This window comes from Dorea sp. AM13-35, assembly GCF_003473885.1.
Taxonomy (GTDB): domain Bacteria; phylum Bacillota; class Clostridia; order Lachnospirales; family Lachnospiraceae; genus Dorea_D; species Dorea_D hominis.
Genome location: NZ_QUCZ01000001.1, coordinates 554339 through 576761, shown reverse-complemented (window position 1 = coordinate 576761; position 22423 = coordinate 554339). Strand labels below are relative to the sequence as shown.

Here is a 22423-nt window from a genome sequence, read left to right as displayed (position 1 = left end):
AGGAAACAGACTATGAGTATAACAGGTATTATTTTAGCTGCTGCAATCGTAGGCGGCACCGGATTATTCATTGGTGTGTTCCTTGGTATTGCAGGAAAGAAATTTGCAGTAGAAGTAGATGAGAGAGAAGAAGCAATCCTTGAAGTATTGCCTGGAAACAACTGTGGTGGTTGTGGATATGCAGGATGTTCCGGACTTGCAGCTGCTATTGTAAAAGGCGAAGCTGAAGTTGGAGGATGTCCGGTCGGTGGAGCTCCGGTTGCAGCAAAGATTGGTGCAATCATGGGACAGGAAGCCGGTGCACAGGTACACGAAGTAGCATTTGTAAAATGTGCAGGAACCTGTGACAAAGCAAAACAGGAATATGAATATCACGGACTGAACGACTGTGTTATGATGAACATGATGCAGGCGGGAGGACCGAAAGGATGTAATTATGGATGTCTTGGAGAGGGAACATGTGTGAAAGCCTGTCCGTTTGATGCCATCCATATTGTAAACGGAGTTGCTGTTGTAGACAAAGAAGCATGTAAAGCATGTGGTAAATGTGTGGCAGCTTGTCCGAAACACCTGATCGAGATTGTACCGTATGACCAGAAACACCTCGTACAGTGCAGCTCTAAGGACAAAGGTAAAGATGTTATGTCTGTATGTTCCGTTGGATGTATCGGATGTAAGATGTGTGAGAAGATCTGTAAATTCGACGCTGTTAAGGTTGAGAATAACATTGCACACATTGATCCGGAAAAATGTATCGGATGCGGTGCATGTGCAGCAAAATGTCCGAAGAAGATCATTCTGTAGAAGAACGTCTTTTTCAGAGATTTATGAAATTGGTATACAGGAGAATCGTATGAAAAGATCTTTCAAAACGATAATATCCGAAGGATATGAACAATTCATAAAAGATATAAAGCAAACAAAATGGGCGATTATTGTTATAATCGCCTATTTTGTGTTTGGTAGAAAATTTATTTATAGTATTTGTCCGCTCATTATGCTTACCGGATATCCATGTCCGTCCTGCGGACTTACAAGAGCCGGTATCCGGCTATTGCATTTTGATTTTGCAGGAGCATGGCATATGCATCCATTTATCTATGTGGTTGCAATTCTTGTATTTCGCTATTGCTGGAACCGTTATATCAGGCTTCAGTTAAGGCAGCCAAAGAGTATGAAGATACTTGCAGGAATCGCACTTGTGGCACTTGTGATTTTTTATATTTACCGCATGGTGTGTTATTTTCCGGGGGAACCACCGATGAGCTATTACTCTGGGAATCTGCTGCATACTTGCAAAAATTTCCTTGCAAATTTATTTGTCCAATGATTTTATATAATAAATTTTTAAATTGGATATCATTCCGAAACCTGTGTCAACAGAATGGATCTGTATCAAATCTGTTAATCATTCTGAATAACAGGATTATTCGGTGTCAACTCTTATGATCTGCTGTCTGTATTCATTAAAGAATGGAATCTTAAACTTATCAGTTAAAACACTCTCATATAAATTAGCAGCCTGGATATCTGTGCGGAGCATGGAAAGCCCTGTCTCTGATAAGCTGTCTGTCTGTGTTAGTTTCGTAATCAATGGGATGCGAGAAGTCTGCTTAAGTATTGTAAGGACAGAAGACTGATCCATTCGGAAACCGAGAAGGCGTGCATACTGACAATTTCCACGAGCCTGATAATCCAGCATATCTGCGGTTTTAATCTGCAAAAGAATATGAAGCAGTGACCGACTGATTCTTGTATAGGTAAGATCTCTTGATTTCAGAAGATCACAAAACTGTTCGTAAGAGATCAGGTCATCAATGTGATTCATGATCCGGTTTGCAAGATCCTCTGTGATATCAAGATATTTCATAAGAGAATCTGAAGTTTCGTTCATAAGCCGGTATTTCAGAAGAAGTGAAAAATCATTTGCATATACCGGATACCGAATCAGGTGTGTATCCCGAAGAAGATCAATGCAAGCAGAAGGTACCTGGTCTTCCAGTCTTGTCAGTACATCAGAGAGCGGTGGTTCGTCGTAAATGCTGTCACTTCTTAAATGAATCGAACTTCCGGCCTGCGCAAGGAGTCTGCGGATCGCAGAGGCAGAACTGTAATTTCCGGACAGATCCCGATCATGATAACCGGACTCTTTACGCTGGATTGTATAGCCTTTGATCAGGCTTCCGGTCTGATATAATGCTTTGATATATTCGATGCCGAGAATGTTGTTCGGTTCATCCAGCACCTGATCCACATTTTCATCTTTTAAATAGGAGGATAATGCCTGCTGCCTTGCACGCGGAAAAGAAAGCCCCTTGCGCAGTGCTTCTTTCAGATAGAAGGTATAATCCTCCGGTTCCTCTGTAAGAATCCCGGCGATACGTTCCAGTAGTGCATAGTCTCCACATTCACTTCCGAAACAGAGTGCATCTACACAGCCAAGATGGTTAAGCAAAGAAACAGCACCTGTGGCGAAATATTCGGCGCTTCCAGTTGCGTAGCAGACCGGAAGTTCAAAGACGGCGGCAACACCACTTTCCAGAGCTACCTGGGCGCGCAGATGCTTTGGCATGATCGCGGGTGTTCCACGCTGTACATAATTTCCACTCATAATAACAAGAACAGCGTCTGCTCCGGTGATTTCTTTTGCTTTTCTTATATGGTATAAATGCCCGTTATGAAAGGGATTGTATTCAGCAATCAGTCCGACAATTTTCATAAAAAATCTCCTTGTATATCTATTTGAAATTGATTATACTATAAAAAGGGACTTTAGGTCAAAAAAGTCATTATTTTCACGTTTAGTTTATTACAATTGTTTTCAGGAGAGAAAGGAGGATATATATGAGCCAGGAAATCGAAGATATACTGACAGAAGATGAGATTAAAGAGATGTTGGAAAATCGGCAGTACAAAGAATTAAAAGAACAACTGGAAAGTAATATGTATCCTGTTGACCTCGCTGAGATTTTAGAGGATTTTGACCAGAAGCAGCTTGTTATGATCTTCCGGCTTCTTGCTAAAGAAGAAGCGGCTGAAACGTTTACTTATATGAACAGTGACATGCGTGAGATTCTGATTAATGCACTGACTGATTCCGAGCTGGAAGAAGTCATGGAAGAGATGTATCTGGATGATACGGTTGATGTGCTGGAGGAGATGCCGGCGAATGTTGTTGACCGTCTCCTGATGGTGACAGATGAAGAGACAAGAGTGCAGATCAATCAGCTCCTGCAATATCCGGAGGACAGTGCGGGCAGCATTATGAATGTGGAGTATATTGCACTCCGTAAAGAGATGACGGTTGCAGAATCTATTTTGAAGATTCGTCAGGTCGGTTTGAACCGGGAGACAATTTATACCTGTTATGTCACGGAAAAGCGTAAGCTTATCGGTCTTGTAGATGTCAAAGAATTACTGACGACCAGTGAATCGAAGACAGTGGAAGAGATCATGGAGACAAACATGCTCTATGCACATACAACAGATGACCAGGAGGAAGTTGCACTGACGATCCGCAAATATGGTCTGATCGCACTTCCAATCGTAGACCATGAGATGTGTATGGTCGGTATTGTAACAGTAGATGACGCAATGGATGTATTGCAGGAAGAGACGACGGAAGATATCAGTATCATGGCGGGTGTCAATCCGAATGAAGAATCTTATTTTGGGACAACGGTTATGGAACATGTGAAGAGCCGAATCCCATGGCTTCTGTTTCTGATGCTATCGGCAACCGTGACACAGATGATCATGAACAGTTATGAATCAGCGCTTGCCATTATGCCGCAGCTCGCAGGATTTGTCCCGATGTTGACAGGTACCGGAGGAAACTGCGGTTCCCAGAGCTCAACACTGGTGATCCGGGGACTGGCAGTCGGCGAGATTGAATTCCGGGATCTCCTGAAAGTAATATGGAAAGAAATCCGTATCGCAGTATGTATCAGTATTGTGCTTGCTGTGGTAAATGGACTGCGAATTATGCTGATGGGGCAGGGCGATGCGCTGATGGCATTTACGATCGGTCTGACGATGGCTTGTACCGTTGTGATCGCCAAAGTTGTTGGATGTACACTTCCGCTTATCGCAAAGCGGGTAGGTCTGGACCCGGCGATTATGGCAACACCTCTGATTTCAACACTGGTAGATATCAGCACGATCAGCGTATACTTTGCAATTGTCAGTGCAGTATTTCAGTTATAGATGCGTGATATATGCATATAGACAGAAAAAATGAGATAAAGTGACAGAATGTATGAAAAAATACACATAAGAGACCTTGTTTGCAAGGTCTCTTTGTATTATAATAGTCCTATCTGAGAAAATATGGAAAGGAGTCTATTTATCATGGGATTCATAGATGAGATTAAAGCAAAAGCAAAAACAAGCAAAAAGACAATCGTTCTTCCAGAAACAGAAGACGGCAGAACTTATGAAGCAGCAGAAGCTGTATTAAAAGAAGGAACAGCTAATCTGATCCTGATCGGAAGCGAAGAAGAGATCGCAAAGAACAAAGGATCTTTTGATATCAGCGGAGCTACTATTGTAGATCCTGCAACGTCTGAAAAGACAGACGCATACATTGCCAAACTTGTTGAATTAAGACAGAAAAAAGGAATGACAGAAGAACAGGCAAGAGAGCTTCTTCTGACAAATTACTTATATTATGGTGTTATGATGGTTAAGATGAAGGATGCTGACGGTATGGTATCCGGAGCATGCCATTCTACAGCAGATACATTAAGACCATGCCTTCAGATCCTGAAGACAAAACCAGGTACAAAACTCGTATCCGCTTTCTTCGTAATCGTAGTACCGGATTGCGATATGGGAGCTGACGGAACATTTGTATTTGCAGATTCCGGTCTGGAGCAGAATCCGGATCCAGAGAAACTTGCAGCAATCGCACTTTCTTCTGCAGATTCTTTCGAACTGCTGACAGGAAAAGAGCCAATCGTTGCAATGCTTTCACACTCTACTAAGGGAAGTGCAAAACATCCTGACGTAGACAAAGTTGTAGAAGCTACACGTATTGCAAAAGAAAATGCAAAAGAAGGTTTATTATTAGATGGAGAGTTCCAGCTTGACGCAGCAATCGTTCCGGAAGTTGGAGCATCCAAAGCACCGGGCAGCCCGGTTGCAGGTAAAGCAAATGTACTCGTATTTCCAGACCTGGATGCTGGTAATATCGGATACAAACTTGCACAGAGACTTGGTAAAGCAGAAGCTTACGGTCCTTTAACACAGGGAATTGCAGCGCCGGTTAATGATCTTTCAAGAGGATGCAGCGCAAAAGACATTGAAGGTGTTGTTGCCATTACAGCTGTACAGTGTATGGCTGAAGAATAAAAAAGAGAGGAAAAAAGATTATGAACGTATTAGTAATCAACTGTGGAAGTTCTTCATTGAAGTTCCAGCTGATCAATTCTGATTCAGAGCAGGTTCTTGCAAAAGGACTTTGTGAGAGAATTGGAATTGATGGAAGCCTTACTTATCAGCCGGCAGGCGGAGAGAAAGTCAAATCTGACAAAGCTATGCCGACTCATACAGAGGCTATTCAGTTCGTTATTGACGCACTGACAGATGACAAGACAGGTGTCGTAAAAGACTTAAAGGAAATTGGGGCAGTCGGACACCGTGTTGTACATGGCGGAGAGAAGTTCGCCAAATCTGTAGTAATTACAGATGAAGTTATGAAAGCAATCGAAGAGTGTAATGACCTTGCACCTCTTCACAACCCAGCTAACCTGATTGGTATCAATGCATGCCAGGAATTAATGCCGGGTACGCCGATGGTAGCTGTATTTGATACTGCTTTCCATCAGACAATGCCAGCAAAGGCGTATATGTATGGTCTGCCATATGAGTATTATGACAAATACAAAGTAAGACGTTATGGATTCCACGGAACAAGCCACAGTTTCGTATCCAAGAGAGCTGCTGAACTTGTTGGAAAACCATATGATGCAGTGAAGACAATCGTTTGTCATCTTGGTAACGGTGCAAGTATCTGTGCTGTAGAGAATGGTGAATCCGTAGATACATCTATGGGACTGACTCCACTGGAGGGTCTTGTAATGGGAACACGTTCCGGAGATATCGATCCGGCTATCTTAGAGTTCATCGCTAAGAAAGAAGACCTTGATATTGCAGGGCTTATGACAATGTTAAATAAAAAATCTGGTGTGTTTGGTCTTTCTAATAACTTATCCAGTGATTTCCGTGATCTTACAAGCGCTGCTGAGAGCGGAAATGAGATTGCTGCTACAACAGTTGATGTATTCTGCTACCGTGTAGCTAAGTACGTTGGAAGTTATGTAGCTGCCATGAATGGTGTGGATGTAATTGCATTTACAGCAGGAATTGGTGAGAATGCAAGTCTTGTACGTGAGAAAGTTATGGAATACCTTGGATACCTTGGAGTTGCAATCGATAAAGAAGCAAATGATTCACATGGTGAAGAAGTGAAGATCTCAACTCCGGATTCTAAAGTTGATGTATTTGTAATTCCTACAAATGAGGAACTTGCAATTGCAAGAGAGACTGTTGCATTAGTTTAATCAGCATAGTTGAACGATCATAGAATTGAGAGGTGTATCGAAGGCTGTCGCGGGAGCGGCAGCCTTCTTTATATATAAAGCTTTCGGCAGATATAAAGCCGTCGGCAGGAAGCGCACTCGCGCGAAGAGGCAGAACAGTATTTCTAATATTTTTCTTAAGATTCCGGGAATGAGCGGAAAGAGAATTGAATTTGAGAGAAATATCAAGTATAATGTGCTTGTTCTTAAGATAGGAGATAAAATAAAAAGGGGTAGATATAGAATGAAAAAAAGGAACATGTATGCAGCAGTTTTACTTACAGCAATTCTCAGTGTTACATCTCTGGGAAGTGCAGGTCATGTACAGGCGGCAGGAGATACATCCAGTGTCAGACTTCGGACAGTTAGTGCAGAAAAAGGAAATGCGCTGACAACAGACGTGTTGACAAAGGATACCGGGAAGAGCCAGAAGAAACTTGCAATCCAGACAGGCGCCGCAAAGCAAAAAGCAGCACTTACTGGCAAGAATGTCAGAGCCAAAGCAACAACAAAGAAGAATATGAGTTATATTCCGGTAGTCAAAGGTGTAACAGGTTCAGAAGAAGGCAAGCAGGGCAATGTTGCACTTGGTAATTCTGTCGGAACTACAGATGGCACGATGGGAAAGAGATACCTCTATTCACAGAAAGTTGAATTTCAGGGCAAGGGTTCTTTTTCATTTTCTGTTAAATGTACAGAAGCAAAGACGGCGGGACGTAATGTTGTCTACGGAGTATTCAAGCAGGCATCCCTGGAAGATCCGATTGATAAGTCAAGCGTTGATGTTGTAACGAAAAAAGGCGATCACAAGACAGTCGTTGTAAAGATCCCGAAAGCAGGAACCTATTATATCGGCATCTATACAATGGTCAATGCAAAAGATAAGAGCGAATCCTGGAAGTTTACGACAGGAGCGATCTACTGGAATGGCAATAATCGTACGATTACCAGTGATAAGAAGATTGCAGTCGGTCACAAAACAACGCAGACGAATTATTTTAAAATGAAAACCACAGAAAGCGGTTATATCACAGTGATCACAAGTGATCCGAAGAATAAGATCGTTCTTTATGACAGTAAGAAGAATCGTCTTACAGAGAGTACAATTGCAAAATATGGTGTCACATATGGTGTACCAAAGGGAAGAACTTACTATATTAAAGTATGGTCTCCGGCGAGTGAAGATGGCGGTTATACGCTGGTGGCAAAAAATCGTAAGATTTCCGAAAAAAGCGGAAGCAGTAAATCTAATGCTGTGGAGATTAAGAAAAATACCACAATCAAAGGAACAATGGAAACAGGAGTGAAGAGAGCGGACTGGTATAAGATCCGCCTTACATCCAAACGGAGTGTGGAACTTTCCTGGAAAGCAAGAACGAATGAAAAGATGAAACTTGCTATTTATCAGGGAAGCAGAAAGATTGATACAAAGACGTTGACTTATGCAGATGCTTCCTACAAACTTAAGTCCGTTGGAAAATGGCCAAAAGATACATATTATCTGAAAGTATATACAGATACAGAAAAATCTTCCGGTTGGTATATTTTAAGATGGAAATAATCAGATATTTATATTATAATGAATAAAAAGAGGGACAGTTTTTCTCAATACCATTTTAAATAGAATGATATTACGATGATTGCCCCTGATTTTATATCACAATAAAGGAAAAGGAGAAAGAGGTTATGATGAAGAGAAAAGGCAAAGTATTGTCACTTGTATTAGCGGCTATCCTTACTGTTTCTTCAGGAAGTGTAGTACAGGCGGCAGATACATCGACAAAAGTACAGAATACACAGGCAGTGAAGGCAGAGGCGCAGAGTCTGGAAGCACAGAGCAGTATTGTAAAGGCAGTGAAGGCTGCAAAAGTGAGTCCGGTAAGCGCACAGAGCGCAACTGTGAAAGCAACGAAAACAACAGTTGTAGATGGAAGTATTCCGGTTATCATGATGAATACAGGAAACGAGAGTGTCAACAAAGTAGGTCAGATTATACTTGCGGCCCGGAATGGAACAGTAGGCAATCACTATCAGTACAGTCAGGCTGTAACATTCAAAACGAAAGGTACATTGGATTTCGCAATGAATTATTCGGCAAAATCAGACGGTGCAAAGCAGAAATCAGCTACTTACGGATTGTTTTATGATTCCGCTTTAACAAAGCCGGTAGATTCTTATCAGTTTTGTGATGAGCTGGGAGAGACAACTTCCCGCATGTTCAAAGTCCCGAAACCGGGAAAATATTATCTTGGAATCTATGTTTATGCAAACACTTATTCAGATGGAGTCTATGATGCTTGGGGATTTGTGGCTGCAGCAGGTTTCTATAACGGTGCAGACCGTACGATTTTGCATAATAAGCAGATTGCGATTGGACAAAAAGAGCCACAGACAAATTATTTTAAATTCAAAGCAACACAGACGGGATATGTCTCTGCATTTGCCAGCAAAGACAGCAAATATTCAGTAAAGGTTGCACTTTGTAACAGCAAGAAAAAAGCTTATTCCGATTATACAGCGGTTGGATACAATCCTTCTTATGGAGTAACAAAAGGAAAGACATATTATTTTAAAGTAGCGTCATCCTATAACAGCAATGGTGGATATTTCTTTAAAGTTAAGAATTACAAAGTTTCTGAAAAGAGTGGCAAGAGCAAGGGAAAAGCTGTAACAATAAAGAAAGGCAAGACTGTAAGCGGAACACTGCAGGCAGGAAGCTCACAGGCAGACTGGTACAAATTCAAACTGACCAGCAAGAAGAGTGTGAAGATTTTATGGAAAGCAAAGACCAATGATACAATGAAGATTACCGTATATCAGGGAGGAAGAACGATCGGAACTCGATCATTGATTTATTCAAATTCTTCTTATACTTTACAGTCATTAGGCAAATGGTCAAAAGGAACTTATTATATTAAAGTATACCGTGGTAATTCCAAATCTTCAGGATGGTATTCTCTGAAATGGAAATAAATTGTAATTGCGCATCGCATACAGAATGTAATAGTGCAGGCTGTAAATACAGAGATAACAAAACAGAATCATAGAGTAAGCGGACAGCTACCGTGAATATTGTGGCTGTTCGCTTATTTTTTATTGTTGCGTGATAGGAAATTTCATTCATTTCATATAAATAAAAATCCTTCGGCAGTATGCACATATTTTTTTTATGTAGACGGAAAAATGGATCAAACGTGTTGTTGCTGAGATGGGTGAAAGAATGCGATCATCGTTGATTCTTCAGCAAATATTAAAAAGGCAGCCCAAGGTGTTGCAAGTTCAACCGTAAATTTACAGCAGCTGTTGTATTGCAGCATCCGTTTGGAGGATTTAATATGTCCGGAACAGATGCGAAGACAGGAACAGCAGATTATCTGATAAACTTCCAGAACCTTAAATCTGTAACAGTAGACTTGACAGATTAAGTGTTTTAGAGCAGCTTTTGAAAAAATGTGGACAAACATAAGAAAAATATCTCAAATACCAGTTGACAAAACAATTTTCCATGATATAATAATTTAGGTATGAATAGGGGTGATAGTATTATGTTATTAGACCTATCCAATGTTTTGTCTGAACAGCACAAATCTGTGGATAAGAATGTTTCGATTTCGATGGATGAATTCAGACTCAGAGGAAAGACTTATCCGGTTCTTTCAAAAGATGAGTTGCATATTCAGGTTGAATATGCAGGTGATCAGAAGCTGAGAGTATCCGGTCTGACAAATCTGACGATTGGAATTCCGTGTGATCGATGTCTTGAAGAGGTCCCGGTTGATTTCAAACTGGATTTTACAAGAGAAGTTGAGACAAAAGAAGCAGAAGTCGCTTCGGATGAAGCGGATCAATTAGACGAAAATAATTATATTGACGGATATCATCTTGACGTAGAAAAATTACTCTATAATGAGATATTGGTAGGATGGCCGATGAAAGTTCTGTGTAGCGAAGACTGTAAAGGAATTTGCAGCGTATGTGGTCAAAACCTAAATGAGGGTACCTGCAGCTGTGAAGATACAGGCCTCGATCCGAGAATGTCAGTTATCCGCGATGTTTTTAAGAATTTTAAGGAGGTGTAACCTATGTCAATTTGTCCAAAGAATAAATCTTCAAAAGCAAGAAGAGACAAAAGAAGAGCGAACTGGAAAATGAGCGCACCAAACCTGGTAAAATGCAGCAAATGCGGCGAATTAATGATGCCTCACAGAGTATGCAAAGCTTGTGGTTCGTACAACAAAAAAGAAATCATTGCTCAGGACTAATTTTGAGAATGAAGTTAAAATCAAGAGCGGCGTTTGTCGCTCTTGATTTTTTTTGACACAATCTTTTTATATCATTATAAAATGATTGATTTTTACAATGATGTCTAGTAGAATTATTCTAGTAGTTCTGGGAGGAATTAAGATGACAGATAGAACAATAGTAGCCCTGGATGCTATGGGCGGGGACAATGCCCCAAAAGAAATGATCAAGGGAGCTGTGCAGGCACTTGAGAAAACAGATGCCGTGCAGGTACTCCTTGTAGGTAAAGAAGATGTGATCCGTGCAGAACTTGCACAGTATACGTATGATAAAGCACGTATCGAGGTTGTAAATGCAACGGAAGTGATCGAGACAGCAGAACCGCCGGTGAATGCGATCCGTCGTAAGAAGGATTCTTCTATTGTGGTCGGTATGAAGCTCGTGAAGGAAGGACAGGCAGATGCCTTTGTTTCTGCCGGAAGTTCCGGGGCTGTACTAGTTGGAGGTCAGGTAATCGTTGGCAGGATCAAAGGCGTGGAGAGGCCTCCTCTTGCACCGCTGATCCCGACGGAGAAAGGCGTCAGCCTTCTGGTTGACTGTGGAGCCAATGTAGATGCAAGACCGTCTCATCTTGTACAGTTTGCGAAGATGGGTTCCATTTATATGGAGCATGTTGTCGGCATTAAGAATCCGAAAGTCGGCATCGTGAATATCGGAGCAGAAGAAGAGAAAGGCAATGCGCTTGTAAAAGAAACTTTCCCATTATTAAAAGGAGAGAAGAATATCAATTTTATTGGAAGTGTGGAGGCAAGAGAGATTCCGCATGGACAGGCTGATGTCATTGTCTGTGAAGCATTTGCCGGTAATATTATTCTTAAATTATTCGAAGGTGTCGGAAGTGTGCTTATTTCCGAGATCAAGAAAGGCATGATGGGAAGCTTAAGAAGCAAGATCGGTGCGCTTCTTGTAAAACCGGCACTGAAGAAGGCGTTGAAGAGTTTTGACTCGTCCGAGTACGGAGGAGCGCCACTTCTGGGACTCAACGGTCTCGTTGTCAAGACACACGGCAGCTCTACTGCGAAGGAAATCTGCAATACGATTATACAGTGTGTTACATTTAAAGAACAGAAGATTAATGAGAAGATCAAAGAAAGTATTCAGCCGGAGTAATTTCCGTTGGATAGATAGAAGAGCAGAAAGGATGAACAGATATGGAATTTGAAAAATTGAAAGCAATTATCGCAGATGTATTAAATCTTGATGAGAATGATATTCACATGGATTCTACATTTGTAGATGATCTCGGAGCAGATTCACTGGATATTTTCCAGATTATTATGGGAATCGAAGAAACTTTTGATATCGAGATCGATAATGAAGATGCGGAGAAGATTGTTACAGTCGGAGATGCTGTAGAACAGATAAAAAACGCAACAAATGACTAGGCATGAACAAGACGAGAAAGCCCAAGCGGGCTTTTTCGTTTTATGAGGTAGATAATTTATGGATAATATGTTAAAAGAGTTACAGGATCGGATCGGTTATCATTTTCAGGATGATAAACTTCTGAAAAAAGCGATGGTACACAGTTCTTATGCAAATGAGAAGCATCTTCCAAAATACGAGTGCAATGAACGTCTGGAATTTTTAGGAGATGCGGTGCTGGAGCTTATTTCCAGTGAATTTTTATTTTCCCTGCACAAGACGATGCCGGAAGGGCAGCTTACAAAGACGCGCGCAAGTATGGTGTGCGAACCTGCGCTTGCTTTCTGTGCAAGAGATATTGAGCTGGGTAAATATCTGCTGCTCGGAAAAGGTGAGGATGCAACCGGCGGAAGAAAGAGAGAATCTGTCACATCAGATGCGATGGAGGCACTGATCGGTGCAATTTATTTGGACGGTGGTTTTGCTAATGCAAAAGAGTTTATTGAGAGATTTATTTTAAAAGATCTGGAAAATAAGAAGCTCTTTTATGATAGCAAGACTATCCTGCAGGAGATTGTACAGTCAAACTTTAAGGAACCTGTGTCCTATGAGCTGCTTGGAGAAAAAGGACCGGATCATAATAAAGTGTTTGAAGTGGCTGTCCGGATCGGTGACGACAGATATGGAGTCGGCTCCGGGCGCACAAAGAAAGCAGCGGAGCAGGAGGCTGCTTACCAGAGTATACTGGCACTTCGGAAAAAGAACTTTGAGTAGGTGAGGTATGTATTTAAAAAGTATTGAAGTGCATGGATTTAAATCCTTTGCGCACAAATTAAAGTTTGACTTTCATAACGGAATTACCGGAATTGTCGGACCGAACGGAAGCGGTAAGAGTAATGTTGCAGATGCCGTCCGGTGGGTACTTGGTGAACAACGAATCAAGCAACTGCGTGGAGGCACGATGCAGGATGTTATTTTCTCCGGGACAGAGAACCGTAAGCCTTTAAGTTATGCATCGGTTGCGATTACGTTGGATAATTCTGATCATCAGCTTCCGATTGATTATGAGGAAGTGACGGTAACAAGAAAGTTATACCGTTCCGGCGAAAGTGAATATCTGATCAACGGCAGTACATGCAGGCTGAAAGATGTCAATGAACTCTTTTATGATACCGGAATAGGTAAAGAAGGGTATTCGATCATCGGACAGGGCCAGATTGATAAGATCTTAAGCGGAAAGCCGGAGGAACGAAGAGAGCTTTTTGATGAAGCGGCAGGTATCGTTAAGTTTAAGAGACGGAAGAATACTTCTGTTAAGAAGTTGGAAGAAGAGCGTCAGAACCTTCTGCGAGTCAATGATATTCTTGCTGAGTTGGAGAAACAGATCGGTCCACTGGAACGACAATCGGAAAAGGCAAGAGAATATTTGAAGAAGAAAGAAGCGCTCAAGACATACGATATTAATATGTTTCTTCTGGAGACAGAGAGACTTAAGAATCTTTCCAGTCAGGTGGAAGACAAGCTTAAGCTTACTAAAGAAGAGCTGGAGCAAGCTTCTGCAGATTATGATGGAATGAAGCAGGAATATGAAGCTGTAGAAGAGCAGATGGAGACGATTGATGAATCCATTGAACACTCCAAGAATCAGTTGAATGAGACTTCCATGCTTAAGCAGCAGCTGGAGAACCAGATTGCACTTTTAAAAGAACAGATCCACAGTGCACGTATGAACGATGAGCATTATGCCCAGCGTGCACAGAGCATTGAGATGGAACTGAGTGAACGTGAAAGCCAGCTTACTGAACTTAAGAAAGAACAGACGGTAATTCTTGCGGAACATAAGGAAAGCCGGGACAAGGAAGATAAGGCGAAACTGACACTTGTTGAAGTACAGAGTAAGATTGCAGAACTGACAGATGCGATTGACCGCGGTAACAGCAATATAATGGATGTGCTGAATAACCGTGCATCTACGAAAGCAAAGATCCAGAAATATGACACGATGCGGGAGCAGATCCAGGTGCGTCGTTCCGAGCTTACAAAACGGATTTTAGAGGAACAGACATCCGGAAACAAACAGCAGAAAGAGAAAGAAAAATATGCTGCGGAATTAGAAGATATTTCCGCACAGATCATTGAACTTAATGAGAAGCAGAATACATATGAAGAACAGATTAAAAGTATTCAGGCAGAGATGAACCGGCTGTCGGAACAGTTCCGTATCAGCCAGACTTCTTATCACCGGGAGCAGTCCAGACTGGAGTCTCTGAAAAATATTACAGAGCGTTATGATGGATATGGAAACAGCATTCGGCGTGTCATGGACAACAAGAATCAGGAACCGGGACTTCTCGGTGTTGTTGCAGATCTCATCAAAGTAGAAAAGCAGTATGAGATTGCGATTGAGACTGCACTTGGCGGAAGTATCCAGAATATTGTTACCCGTGATGAAGATACTGCTAAGCGGATGATTCAGTTTCTTAAGAAGAATAAGTTTGGACGTGCAACATTTCTTCCGCTTACAAGTATTCGTCCGGGAAATGGAATCGGCAGACCGGAAGCGCTGAAAGAGCCGGGAGTGATCGGACCTGCGAATGCACTTGTTACAGTCGATCCGAAATACAACGGTCTTGCATCGAATCTTCTGGGACGTACGCTTGTTGTTGACCACATTGATCATGGAATCCAGATTGCGGGAAAATACAAACAGTCAATCCGCATTGTTACGTTAGAAGGAGAACTGATCAATCCAGGTGGTTCTATGACTGGTGGTGCATTTAAGAATACGAGTAATCTGTTAAGCCGCAGGAGAGAGATCGAAGAATTGGAAAAAGCGGTACAGAAGTTAAAAGCACAGATGAATGATCTGGAGCAGTCTCTGAATGAAAAGAGAACGAAGCGTACCGGATATTATGAGAAGATAGAGCTGTTAAAAGAAGAATTGCAGAAGGCATATGTCGTTCAGAATACAGCGAAGATGAACCTTGATCAGGCGGAGGCGAAGATCCATACGTCAGAGAACATGATTTCAGATATTAACAGAGAATCAGAAGAGCTGGAACATGAGATGTCAAATATTTCTGATAATCAGGAATCTATACAGGTAGAGCTAGATACATCAGAGAAGATGGAGCAGGAGTTAAATGCCAGAATTGAAGCGGATCAGACTGTATTAGATCAGATCCGAGAGGAAGAAACTTTATGTCAGAAAGAGGTGGAGACTCTGCATCTTGCTAATGCAAGTCAGGAGCAGAAGATAACATTTATTACAGAAAATGTTACACGTATCCAGGAAGAAATTGATAAATTCACACAGGAAATGGAAGAACTTACAGCAAGCCAGGGCGGTAATTCCAAAGAAATCGAAGATAAGGAATTACAGATCCGTGAGCTGAAAGAGACGATTGCAAATTCTGGAGATTTATTTACAGAGATCCGGCAGGAGATTGAGAAATCAAGGAAAGAGCGTGAAGAACTGAACCAGAGACACAAAAGTTTCTTAGAGAAACGGGAAGAACTTTCGAGACATATGTCTAATCTGGATAAGGAAGTATTCCGTCTGGAAAGCCAGAAAGAAGGCTACGAGGAATCCACAGAAAAACAGATTAATTATATGTGGGATGAATATGAGATCACATATGGTCATGCACAGGAATTAAGGGATGCGAACCTTACAGATCTCTCCAGAATGAAAAAGCGTATCCAGGAGTTAAAAGGCGAAATCCGGCAGTTAGGTTCCGTAAACGTAAACGCAATCGAGGATTACAAGAATGTTTCCGAGCGCTATACGTTCTTAAAGAACCAGCACGATGACCTTGTGGAAGCGGAAGCGACATTGGAACAGATCATTGCGGAGCTGGATACAGCGATGCGTAAGCAGTTCAGGGAGCAGTTTGAACGGATCTGCAAGGAATTTGACACCGTATTCAAAGAACTGTTCGGTGGTGGTAAAGGAACGCTTGAGCTTATGGAAGATGAAGATATTCTGGAAGCAGGAATCCGCATTATCGCACAGCCACCGGGAAAGAAACTGCAAAATATGATGCAGTTATCCGGAGGGGAGAAAGCATTGACGGCGATTTCCCTGTTGTTTGCAATACAGAATCTCAAGCCTTCACCGTTCTGTCTCTTAGATGAGATCGAGGCGGCGCTGGACGATAATAATGTAGACCGTTTTGCAAAATATTTACACAAGCTGACAGAGAATACACAGTTTATTGTAATTACACATCGTAGAGGAACGATGATCGCTGCGGATAGATTATATGGAATCACAATGCAGGAAAAAGGTGTTTCAACCCTTGTTTCGGTAGATTTACTGGAAAATGAATTAAAATAATAGTATGATAAGAGGAGGCTGTTATGGCAGAGGAGAAAAAGGGCGGCTTTTTCAGCCGGCTCGTTTCAGGGCTTACGAAAACAAGAGATAATATTGTATCCGGAATGGACAGCATTTTTCACGGATTTACACATATTGATGATGATTTTTATGAAGAACTGGAAGAAGTTATGATCATGGGAGATCTTGGCGTTCAGGCAACCTACGATATTCTGGATGACCTGAAGGAAAAGGTAAAAGAGCGTCACATCAAGGAACCGGCAGACTGCAGAGAAATTCTTATTGAGAGTATCAAAGAACAGATGGATGTTGGTGAGACTGCTTATGAATTTGAAGACAAGACTTCTGTTGTAATGATGATCGGTGTCAATGGTGTCGGAAAGACAACGACAATCGGCAAGCTCGCAGGAAAACTGCGTGCCCAGAATAAGAAAGTCGTACTGGCTGCTGCGGACACATTTCGTGCTGCTGCCGGTGAACAGTTAAAAGAATGGGCAAACAGATCGCAGGCAGAGCTGATCGGCGGTCAGGAAGGTTCCGATCCGGCATCCGTTGTATTTGATGCAGTTGCAGCCGCAAAGGCAAGACATGCAGACGTACTTTTATGCGACACGGCAGGAAGACTGCACAACAAGAAGAACCTGATGGAAGAGCTCAGAAAGATGAATCGTATCATTGACCGGGAATTTCCGGAAGCATACAGAGAGACGCTGGTCGTGCTGGATGCGACAACGGGACAGAATGCACTGCAGCAGGCAAAGGATTTTAATGATGTTGCGGATATTACCGGAATCGTACTGACGAAGATGGATGGAACAGCCAAGGGTGGTATTGCAGTTGCAATCCAGGCAGAACTTGGTATACCGGTGAAGTACATCGGTGTCGGAGAAACAATAGATGATTTGCAGAAATTTGATGCGGATGCATTTGTAAATGCGTTATTTGCGAAGGAAGACGAGAATTAGGAGGGCAACAAAGATGGAAAGTTTAACACTGGAAAGTTTTGAACAGGCGAGTGAGATCGTGAAAAAAGTTACACTGCCTACCAAGCTGGTTTACAGCGAGTATTTAAGCAAAGAGACAGGTGGTAAGATTTATCTGAAACCGGAAAATATGCAGTATACAGGCGCTTACAAAGTACGAGGATCTTATTATAAGATCAGCAGAATGTCAGAAGAAGAGAGAGAACATGGACTCATCACTGCTTCTGCCGGAAACCATGCACAGGGTGTTGCCTATGCAGCACAGCAGTTTGGCTGCAAAGCAACAATCGTTATGCCGACAGTTACACCACTTATCAAAGTCAACCGTACAAAGAGCTATGGAGCGGAAGTTATCCTTCATGGTGATGTTTATGACGATGCATGTGCGTATGCGCTGAAGCTTGCCGAAGAGAAAGGATACACATTTGTACATCCGTTTGATGATCTGGAAGTTGCAACCGGACAGGGAAGTATCGCAATGGAGATTGTACAGGAACTTCCTACAGTTGATTATATTCTTGCTCCGATCGGTGGTGGCGGACTGATCACAGGTGTATCAACACTTGCGAAGATGCTGAACCCAAAGATCAAAGTCATCGGTGTAGAGCCGAAAGCAGCAGCAAGTATGACTGCAGCATTTAATGCGGGTGAGCCGGTTACACTGGACAGCGCAGATACGATTGCTGATGGTACAGCTGTAAAACGTGTCGGAGAAAATATTTTCCCATATGCGAAAGAGAATATCGATGAGATTTTGCTCGTAGAGGACGATGAGTTGATCGGTGCTTTCCTTGATATGGTAGAGAACCATAAGATGGTTGTCGAAAATTCCGGACTTCTGACAGTTGCAGCGCTGAAACAGATGAACTTAAAAGGTAAGAAAGCAGTTGCAATCTTAAGCGGTGGTAATATGGACGTTATTACGATGTCATCTATCGTACAGCATGGTCTGATCCAGAGAGACCGTATCTTCTCTGTATCTGTACTCCTTCCGGATAAAGCCGGTGAGCTAGTGCGTGTTGCGAAGACGATTGCGGATGCCAAAGGTAACGTTATCAAACTGGAACACAACCAGTTTGTAAGCACGAACCGTAATGCGGCTGTGGAGCTTCGTATCACAATGGAAGCATTTGGAACAGAGCATAAGAATGAGATTCTCCAGGCACTGGAAGATGAAGGACTTCGCCCGAGAGAGATCAGTGCAAAACTGTACTAATGAAAAGAAATGCTGAAAGTATGATATAGAAAAACATGACTTTCTGCCAGGTCATCTGGTGGAAGTAATAATTGAATACAGAGATGCTACAGACATAAAAGCAGTATGGGTATAATAGGAGAAAACCTAAGATATTCATATTGCTTTTCTATTTTCCTCATAAAAATTATAATTTCTTCTTGACATACAATGTATGATTGTATACAATCATACATGAAGATTGAAAAAGAATCGTATTTGTTACGGAAAGAGAGATGACAGCAATGGAAGATAGAAAAGTATACCTTGATAAACACAGCAATCTGTTGCAGCTGGAAGAGCATATGTATCCGCTCGTAGATGTCGATAAACCGAATGTGTTCCGGAATCTGTTCCACTATGATGAGATCCCGAAGATTGCATTCAATGACCGTATTGTACCGCACAGTATGCCGGATGAAATCTGGATCACAGATACAACCTTCCGCGATGGACAGCAGTCCAGAACTCCGTACACGACAGATCAGATCGTAACGCTTTATGATTATTTTCACAGATTGGGCGGACCGAATGGAAAGATCAGACAGTGTGAATTTTTCCTCTACAGTAAAAAAGACAGAGATGCCGTTTATAAATGTATGGAGCGAGGATATAAGTTTCCGGAGATCACAAGTTGGATCCGTGCAAGCAAGAAAGACTTTGAACTTGTGAAAGAGATCGGTATGAAAGAGACCGGTATTCTTGTAAGCTGTTCTGATTATCATATTTTTTATAAACTGAAAATGACAAGAAGAGAGGCAATGAACCATTATCTTTCTGTTGTTCGTGAATGTCTGGAGACAGGAATTTCACCTAGATGTCATCTGGAAGATATTACACGATCTGATATTTACGGATTCGTGATTCCGTTCTGTCTGGAACTTATGCATCTGATGGAAGAATATAAGATTCCGGTGAAGATCCGAGTCTGTGATACGATGGGATATGGTATCAACTATCCGGGTGCCGTGATCCCAAGATCCATTCCGGGTATTATCTATGGCCTTCGTGTACATGCCGGAGTTCCGAGCGAACTGATCGAGTTCCATGGACATAACGATTTCTACAAAGCAGTCAGCAATTCTACAACCGCATGGCTGTACGGTGCAAGCAGTGTAAACTGTTCGCTGTTTGGAATCGGTGAACGTACCGGTAATACACCGTTGGAAGCTATGGTATTTGAATATGCACAGCTTCGCGGAACACTGGATGGCATGGACACAAGAGTGATCACAGAGATTGCAGAGTATTACGAGAAAGAGATCGGCTACAGAGTCCCGTCGAGGACACCGTTTGTCGGAAAGAATTTCAATGTTACCCGTGCAGGAATCCATGCGGATGGTCTGCTGAAAAATGAAGAGATTTATAATATTTTCGATACAGATAAATTCCTGAACCGCCCGCCACTTGTTGCAATTTCAAATACATCCGGTCTTGCGGGAATCGCACACTGGATCAATACTTACTTCGGACTGAAAGAAGAGAAGCAGGTTGACAAGAACAGCAAGCTTGTTGACAAAGTAAAAGAGTGGGTAGATAAGGAATATGAAAGCGGTCGTGTCACCGTCCTGACAGATGAAGAACTGTTAGGTGTTATTGATGAGGCGTGCAAAGAGCTTGGCATCCGTCTCAGATAACAACGAACAAATAGAGAGAGGTATAAAAATGATGGAATATCAGGATCAGTCTCTGAGAGGAAGAGTTTTTCAGAGACTGCGTGAAGATATATTAAATGGTAAATACAAAGAAAATGATGAGCTTAGGGAGATTTCCATCGGGGATGAACTGGGAGTCAGCCGTACACCGGTAAGGGAAGCTCTCCGTCAGCTTGAACTGGAAGGACTGGTACGGATCGTACCGAATAAAGGCGCTTATGTGACCGGAATTACAAGAAAAGATGTAGCAGACATCTTTAAGATCCGTTCGATGTTAGAAGGTCTGTGCGCCAGATGGGCAACTGATCATATTACGGATGAACAGATTGAAGAATTGGAAGAGATGCTTCTTCTGTCAGAATTTCGTCTGAAAAAGGAGCAGAGTTCTGTCGCAGAACAAGTATCCGAACTTGACGGAAGATTTCACAGAGTTCTTTACGAAGCATCGGACAGCCGTATATTAGAGCATGTCCTGACAGATTTTCATAAGTATGTGAAGCTGGCAAGAAAGACTTCTGTTGGCGAAGAACACCGGGCCGAAAAATCCATTCAGGAACACCGGGCAATTCTGGAAGCAATCAAACAGAAAGACGCAGACAAGGCAGAAGAACTTGCGAATCAGCATATCAAAAATGTAATGCAGAACCTGCATCTGGAAGAATAATAATCAGATAGAATATAGAAAATAACGTAGAAAGGGAGAAGAATATGGCTAAGATTAAAATGACAGTACCAATTGTGGAAATGGACGGAGACGAGATGACAAGAATCCTTTGGAAGATGATTAAGGAAAATCTTCTGGAACCTTTCATAGAGTTAAATACCGAATATTATGATCTCGGACTGGAACACAGAAACGAGACAGATGATCAGGTGACGATCGATTCGGCAAATGCGACGAAAAAATACAAAGTCGCTGTAAAATGTGCAACAATCACACCGAATGCCGCCCGCGTAAAAGAATATAACTTAAAAGAAATGTGGAAGAGCCCGAATGGAACGATCCGTGCTATCTTAGATGGAACGGTATTCCGTGCACCGATCGTTGTAAAGGGCATTGAACCTTGTGTAAAAAACTGGAAGAAACCGATTACCATCGCAAGACATGCATATGGAGATGTGTATAAAGGTTCTGAGATGAAGATTCCGGGAGCAGGAAAGGTAGAGCTTGTTTATACTGCAGAAGATGGCAGTGAGACAAGAGAACTCGTACATAATTTTGACAGTGCCGGAGTTGTACAGGGAATGCATAATATCAATCATTCGATTGAGAGCTTTGCAAGAAGTTGTTTCAATTATGCACTGGATACAAAACAGGATCTCTGGTTTGCTACGAAAGATACAATTTCCAAAAAATATGACCATACATTCAAAGATATTTTCCAGGATATCTACGATGCAGATTATAAAGACAAATTTGAAGAAGCAGGAATTACTTATTTCTACACACTGATCGACGATGCGGTTGCCCGTGTTATGAAATCCGAGGGTGGTTATATCTGGGCATGCAAGAATTATGACGGAGATGTTATGAGTGACATGGTATCATCTGCATTTGGTTCACTTGCAATGATGACATCTGTGCTTGTGTCTCCGGAAGGATATTATGAGTACGAGGCAGCACACGGAACCGTACAGCGCCACTATTACAAACATCTGAAAGGTGAAGAGACATCCACAAACTCTGTGGCAACAATTTTTGCATGGACAGGAGCACTACGTAAACGTGGTGAGATGGATGGAAACAAAGAGCTGATGGCATTTGCAGACAAGCTGGAAAAAGCAACGATTGATACAATTGAAAGCGGCAAAATGACAAAAGACCTGGCACTTATTACAACACTTGAGAATCCGACTGTGCTGAACAGCGAAGACTTTATTAAAGCAATTGCAGAAAAATTAAAAGAGGACTAAACTTTACATAGATTTTACGGAAAACAGATATACTTCAAACAGAACTATGG

Annotated in this window: 19 protein-coding genes; 18 read left to right on the top strand and 1 reads right to left on the bottom strand. The window is 41.9% G+C overall.

Annotated elements, in window-relative coordinates:
- Positions 1-12 precede the first annotated feature (12 nt).
- Entirely contained in the window at positions 13-804 is a 792-nt protein-coding gene (locus tag DW152_RS02795; RefSeq protein WP_021861117.1) for an RnfABCDGE type electron transport complex subunit B, read from the top strand.
- A 49-nt stretch (positions 805-853) separates the two neighbouring features.
- Entirely contained in the window at positions 854-1330 is a 477-nt protein-coding gene (locus DW152_RS02790; protein ID WP_117537227.1) for a DUF2752 domain-containing protein, read from the top strand.
- A 96-nt stretch (positions 1331-1426) separates the two neighbouring features.
- Here the strand turns inward: DW152_RS02790 and DW152_RS02785 are convergent, their stop codons facing one another.
- Positions 1427-2719 (bottom strand): nucleotidyltransferase, encoded by a 1293-nt coding sequence (locus DW152_RS02785; RefSeq protein WP_117537226.1) that lies wholly within the window; start codon positions 2717-2719, stop codon positions 1427-1429.
- 125 nt (positions 2720-2844) lie between these two features.
- Here DW152_RS02785 and mgtE point away from each other — a divergent pair, with 125 nt between their 5' ends.
- From mgtE to DW152_RS02705, 16 genes are all read left to right on the top strand, one after another.
- The gene (mgtE, locus tag DW152_RS02780) at positions 2845-4206 is read left to right on the top strand and encodes a magnesium transporter (protein WP_021861115.1); all 1362 of its coding nucleotides are present in this window, start codon (positions 2845-2847) and stop codon (positions 4204-4206) included.
- Between the two features lie 144 nt (positions 4207-4350).
- A complete protein-coding gene (gene pta / locus DW152_RS02775; RefSeq protein ID WP_117537225.1) occupies positions 4351-5352 on the top strand; it encodes a phosphate acetyltransferase in 1002 nt (333 codons plus the stop codon).
- 20 nt (positions 5353-5372) lie between these two features.
- Complete coding sequence (locus DW152_RS02770) at positions 5373-6563, top strand: acetate/propionate family kinase (RefSeq protein ID WP_021861113.1); 1191 nt, start codon at positions 5373-5375, stop codon at positions 6561-6563.
- 262 nt (positions 6564-6825) lie between these two features.
- Positions 6826-8142: a hypothetical protein gene (locus tag DW152_RS02765; RefSeq protein WP_147323691.1), complete on the top strand. Its 1317-nt coding sequence runs from the start codon at positions 6826-6828 to the stop codon at positions 8140-8142.
- A gap of 125 nt (positions 8143-8267) precedes the next feature.
- Positions 8268-9554 (top strand): hypothetical protein, encoded by a 1287-nt coding sequence (locus DW152_RS02760; protein WP_117537223.1) that lies wholly within the window; start codon positions 8268-8270, stop codon positions 9552-9554.
- Between the two features lie 572 nt (positions 9555-10126).
- Complete coding sequence (locus DW152_RS02755; RefSeq protein WP_021861110.1) at positions 10127-10660, top strand: YceD family protein; 534 nt, start codon at positions 10127-10129, stop codon at positions 10658-10660.
- Positions 10661-10663: 3 nt separating this feature from the next.
- Positions 10664-10843, top strand: coding sequence for a 50S ribosomal protein L32 (rpmF, locus tag DW152_RS02750; RefSeq protein ID WP_005332600.1), 180 nt, complete (start codon positions 10664-10666; stop codon positions 10841-10843).
- Between the two features lie 142 nt (positions 10844-10985).
- Complete coding sequence (plsX, locus tag DW152_RS02745; protein WP_021861109.1) at positions 10986-11993, top strand: phosphate acyltransferase PlsX; 1008 nt, start codon at positions 10986-10988, stop codon at positions 11991-11993.
- Positions 11994-12034: 41 nt separating this feature from the next.
- On the top strand, positions 12035-12268 hold the full coding sequence (gene acpP, locus DW152_RS02740; RefSeq protein ID WP_021861108.1) for an acyl carrier protein: 234 nt from the start codon (positions 12035-12037) through the stop codon (positions 12266-12268).
- Between the two features lie 58 nt (positions 12269-12326).
- Positions 12327-13022, top strand: a complete 696-nt coding sequence (rnc, locus tag DW152_RS02735) for a ribonuclease III (RefSeq protein ID WP_117537222.1) — start codon at positions 12327-12329, stop codon at positions 13020-13022.
- A 7-nt stretch (positions 13023-13029) separates the two neighbouring features.
- Entirely contained in the window at positions 13030-16587 is a 3558-nt protein-coding gene (gene smc, locus DW152_RS02730; protein WP_117537221.1) for a chromosome segregation protein SMC, read from the top strand.
- Positions 16588-16610: 23 nt separating this feature from the next.
- Positions 16611-17552, top strand: a complete 942-nt coding sequence (gene ftsY, locus DW152_RS02725; RefSeq protein WP_021861105.1) for a signal recognition particle-docking protein FtsY — start codon at positions 16611-16613, stop codon at positions 17550-17552.
- 13 nt (positions 17553-17565) lie between these two features.
- Positions 17566-18786: a threonine ammonia-lyase gene (ilvA, locus tag DW152_RS02720; RefSeq protein WP_118287896.1), complete on the top strand. Its 1221-nt coding sequence runs from the start codon at positions 17566-17568 to the stop codon at positions 18784-18786.
- 263 nt (positions 18787-19049) lie between these two features.
- Positions 19050-20441 (top strand): 2-isopropylmalate synthase, encoded by a 1392-nt coding sequence (locus DW152_RS02715; RefSeq protein ID WP_117537219.1) that lies wholly within the window; start codon positions 19050-19052, stop codon positions 20439-20441.
- Between the two features lie 28 nt (positions 20442-20469).
- Positions 20470-21123 (top strand): GntR family transcriptional regulator, encoded by a 654-nt coding sequence (locus tag DW152_RS02710; RefSeq protein WP_118287895.1) that lies wholly within the window; start codon positions 20470-20472, stop codon positions 21121-21123.
- Between the two features lie 44 nt (positions 21124-21167).
- Complete coding sequence (locus DW152_RS02705; protein WP_117537217.1) at positions 21168-22373, top strand: NADP-dependent isocitrate dehydrogenase; 1206 nt, start codon at positions 21168-21170, stop codon at positions 22371-22373.
- Positions 22374-22423: the final 50 nt, after the last annotated feature.

Bases quoted from the DNA above. Each gene is read 5' to 3' on its own strand.
- DW152_RS02760 (WP_117537223.1), top strand. From the start codon at position 8,268: ATGATGAAGAGAAAAGGCAAAGTATTGTCACTTGTATTAGCGGCTATC.
- rnc (WP_117537222.1), top strand. From the start codon at position 12,327: ATGGATAATATGTTAAAAGAGTTACAGGATCGGATCGGTTATCATTTT.
- mgtE (WP_021861115.1), top strand. From the start codon at position 2,845: ATGAGCCAGGAAATCGAAGATATACTGACAGAAGATGAGATTAAAGAG.
- DW152_RS02715 (WP_117537219.1), top strand. From the start codon at position 19,050: ATGGAAGATAGAAAAGTATACCTTGATAAACACAGCAATCTGTTGCAG.
- DW152_RS02755 (WP_021861110.1), top strand. From the start codon at position 10,127: ATGTTATTAGACCTATCCAATGTTTTGTCTGAACAGCACAAATCTGTG.
- DW152_RS02770 (WP_021861113.1), top strand. From the start codon at position 5,373: ATGAACGTATTAGTAATCAACTGTGGAAGTTCTTCATTGAAGTTCCAG.
- DW152_RS02705 (WP_117537217.1), top strand. From the start codon at position 21,168: ATGGCTAAGATTAAAATGACAGTACCAATTGTGGAAATGGACGGAGAC.
- DW152_RS02790 (WP_117537227.1), top strand. From the start codon at position 854: ATGAAAAGATCTTTCAAAACGATAATATCCGAAGGATATGAACAATTC.
- DW152_RS02785 (WP_117537226.1), bottom strand. From the start codon at position 2,719: ATGAAAATTGTCGGACTGATTGCTGAATACAATCCCTTTCATAACGGG.
- smc (WP_117537221.1), top strand. From the start codon at position 13,030: ATGTATTTAAAAAGTATTGAAGTGCATGGATTTAAATCCTTTGCGCAC.
- rpmF (WP_005332600.1), top strand. From the start codon at position 10,664: ATGTCAATTTGTCCAAAGAATAAATCTTCAAAAGCAAGAAGAGACAAA.
- DW152_RS02765 (WP_147323691.1), top strand. From the start codon at position 6,826: ATGAAAAAAAGGAACATGTATGCAGCAGTTTTACTTACAGCAATTCTC.
- ilvA (WP_118287896.1), top strand. From the start codon at position 17,566: ATGGAAAGTTTAACACTGGAAAGTTTTGAACAGGCGAGTGAGATCGTG.
- plsX (WP_021861109.1), top strand. From the start codon at position 10,986: ATGACAGATAGAACAATAGTAGCCCTGGATGCTATGGGCGGGGACAAT.
- ftsY (WP_021861105.1), top strand. From the start codon at position 16,611: ATGGCAGAGGAGAAAAAGGGCGGCTTTTTCAGCCGGCTCGTTTCAGGG.
- pta (WP_117537225.1), top strand. From the start codon at position 4,351: ATGGGATTCATAGATGAGATTAAAGCAAAAGCAAAAACAAGCAAAAAG.
- DW152_RS02710 (WP_118287895.1), top strand. From the start codon at position 20,470: ATGATGGAATATCAGGATCAGTCTCTGAGAGGAAGAGTTTTTCAGAGA.
- acpP (WP_021861108.1), top strand. From the start codon at position 12,035: ATGGAATTTGAAAAATTGAAAGCAATTATCGCAGATGTATTAAATCTT.
- DW152_RS02795 (WP_021861117.1), top strand. From the start codon at position 13: ATGAGTATAACAGGTATTATTTTAGCTGCTGCAATCGTAGGCGGCACC.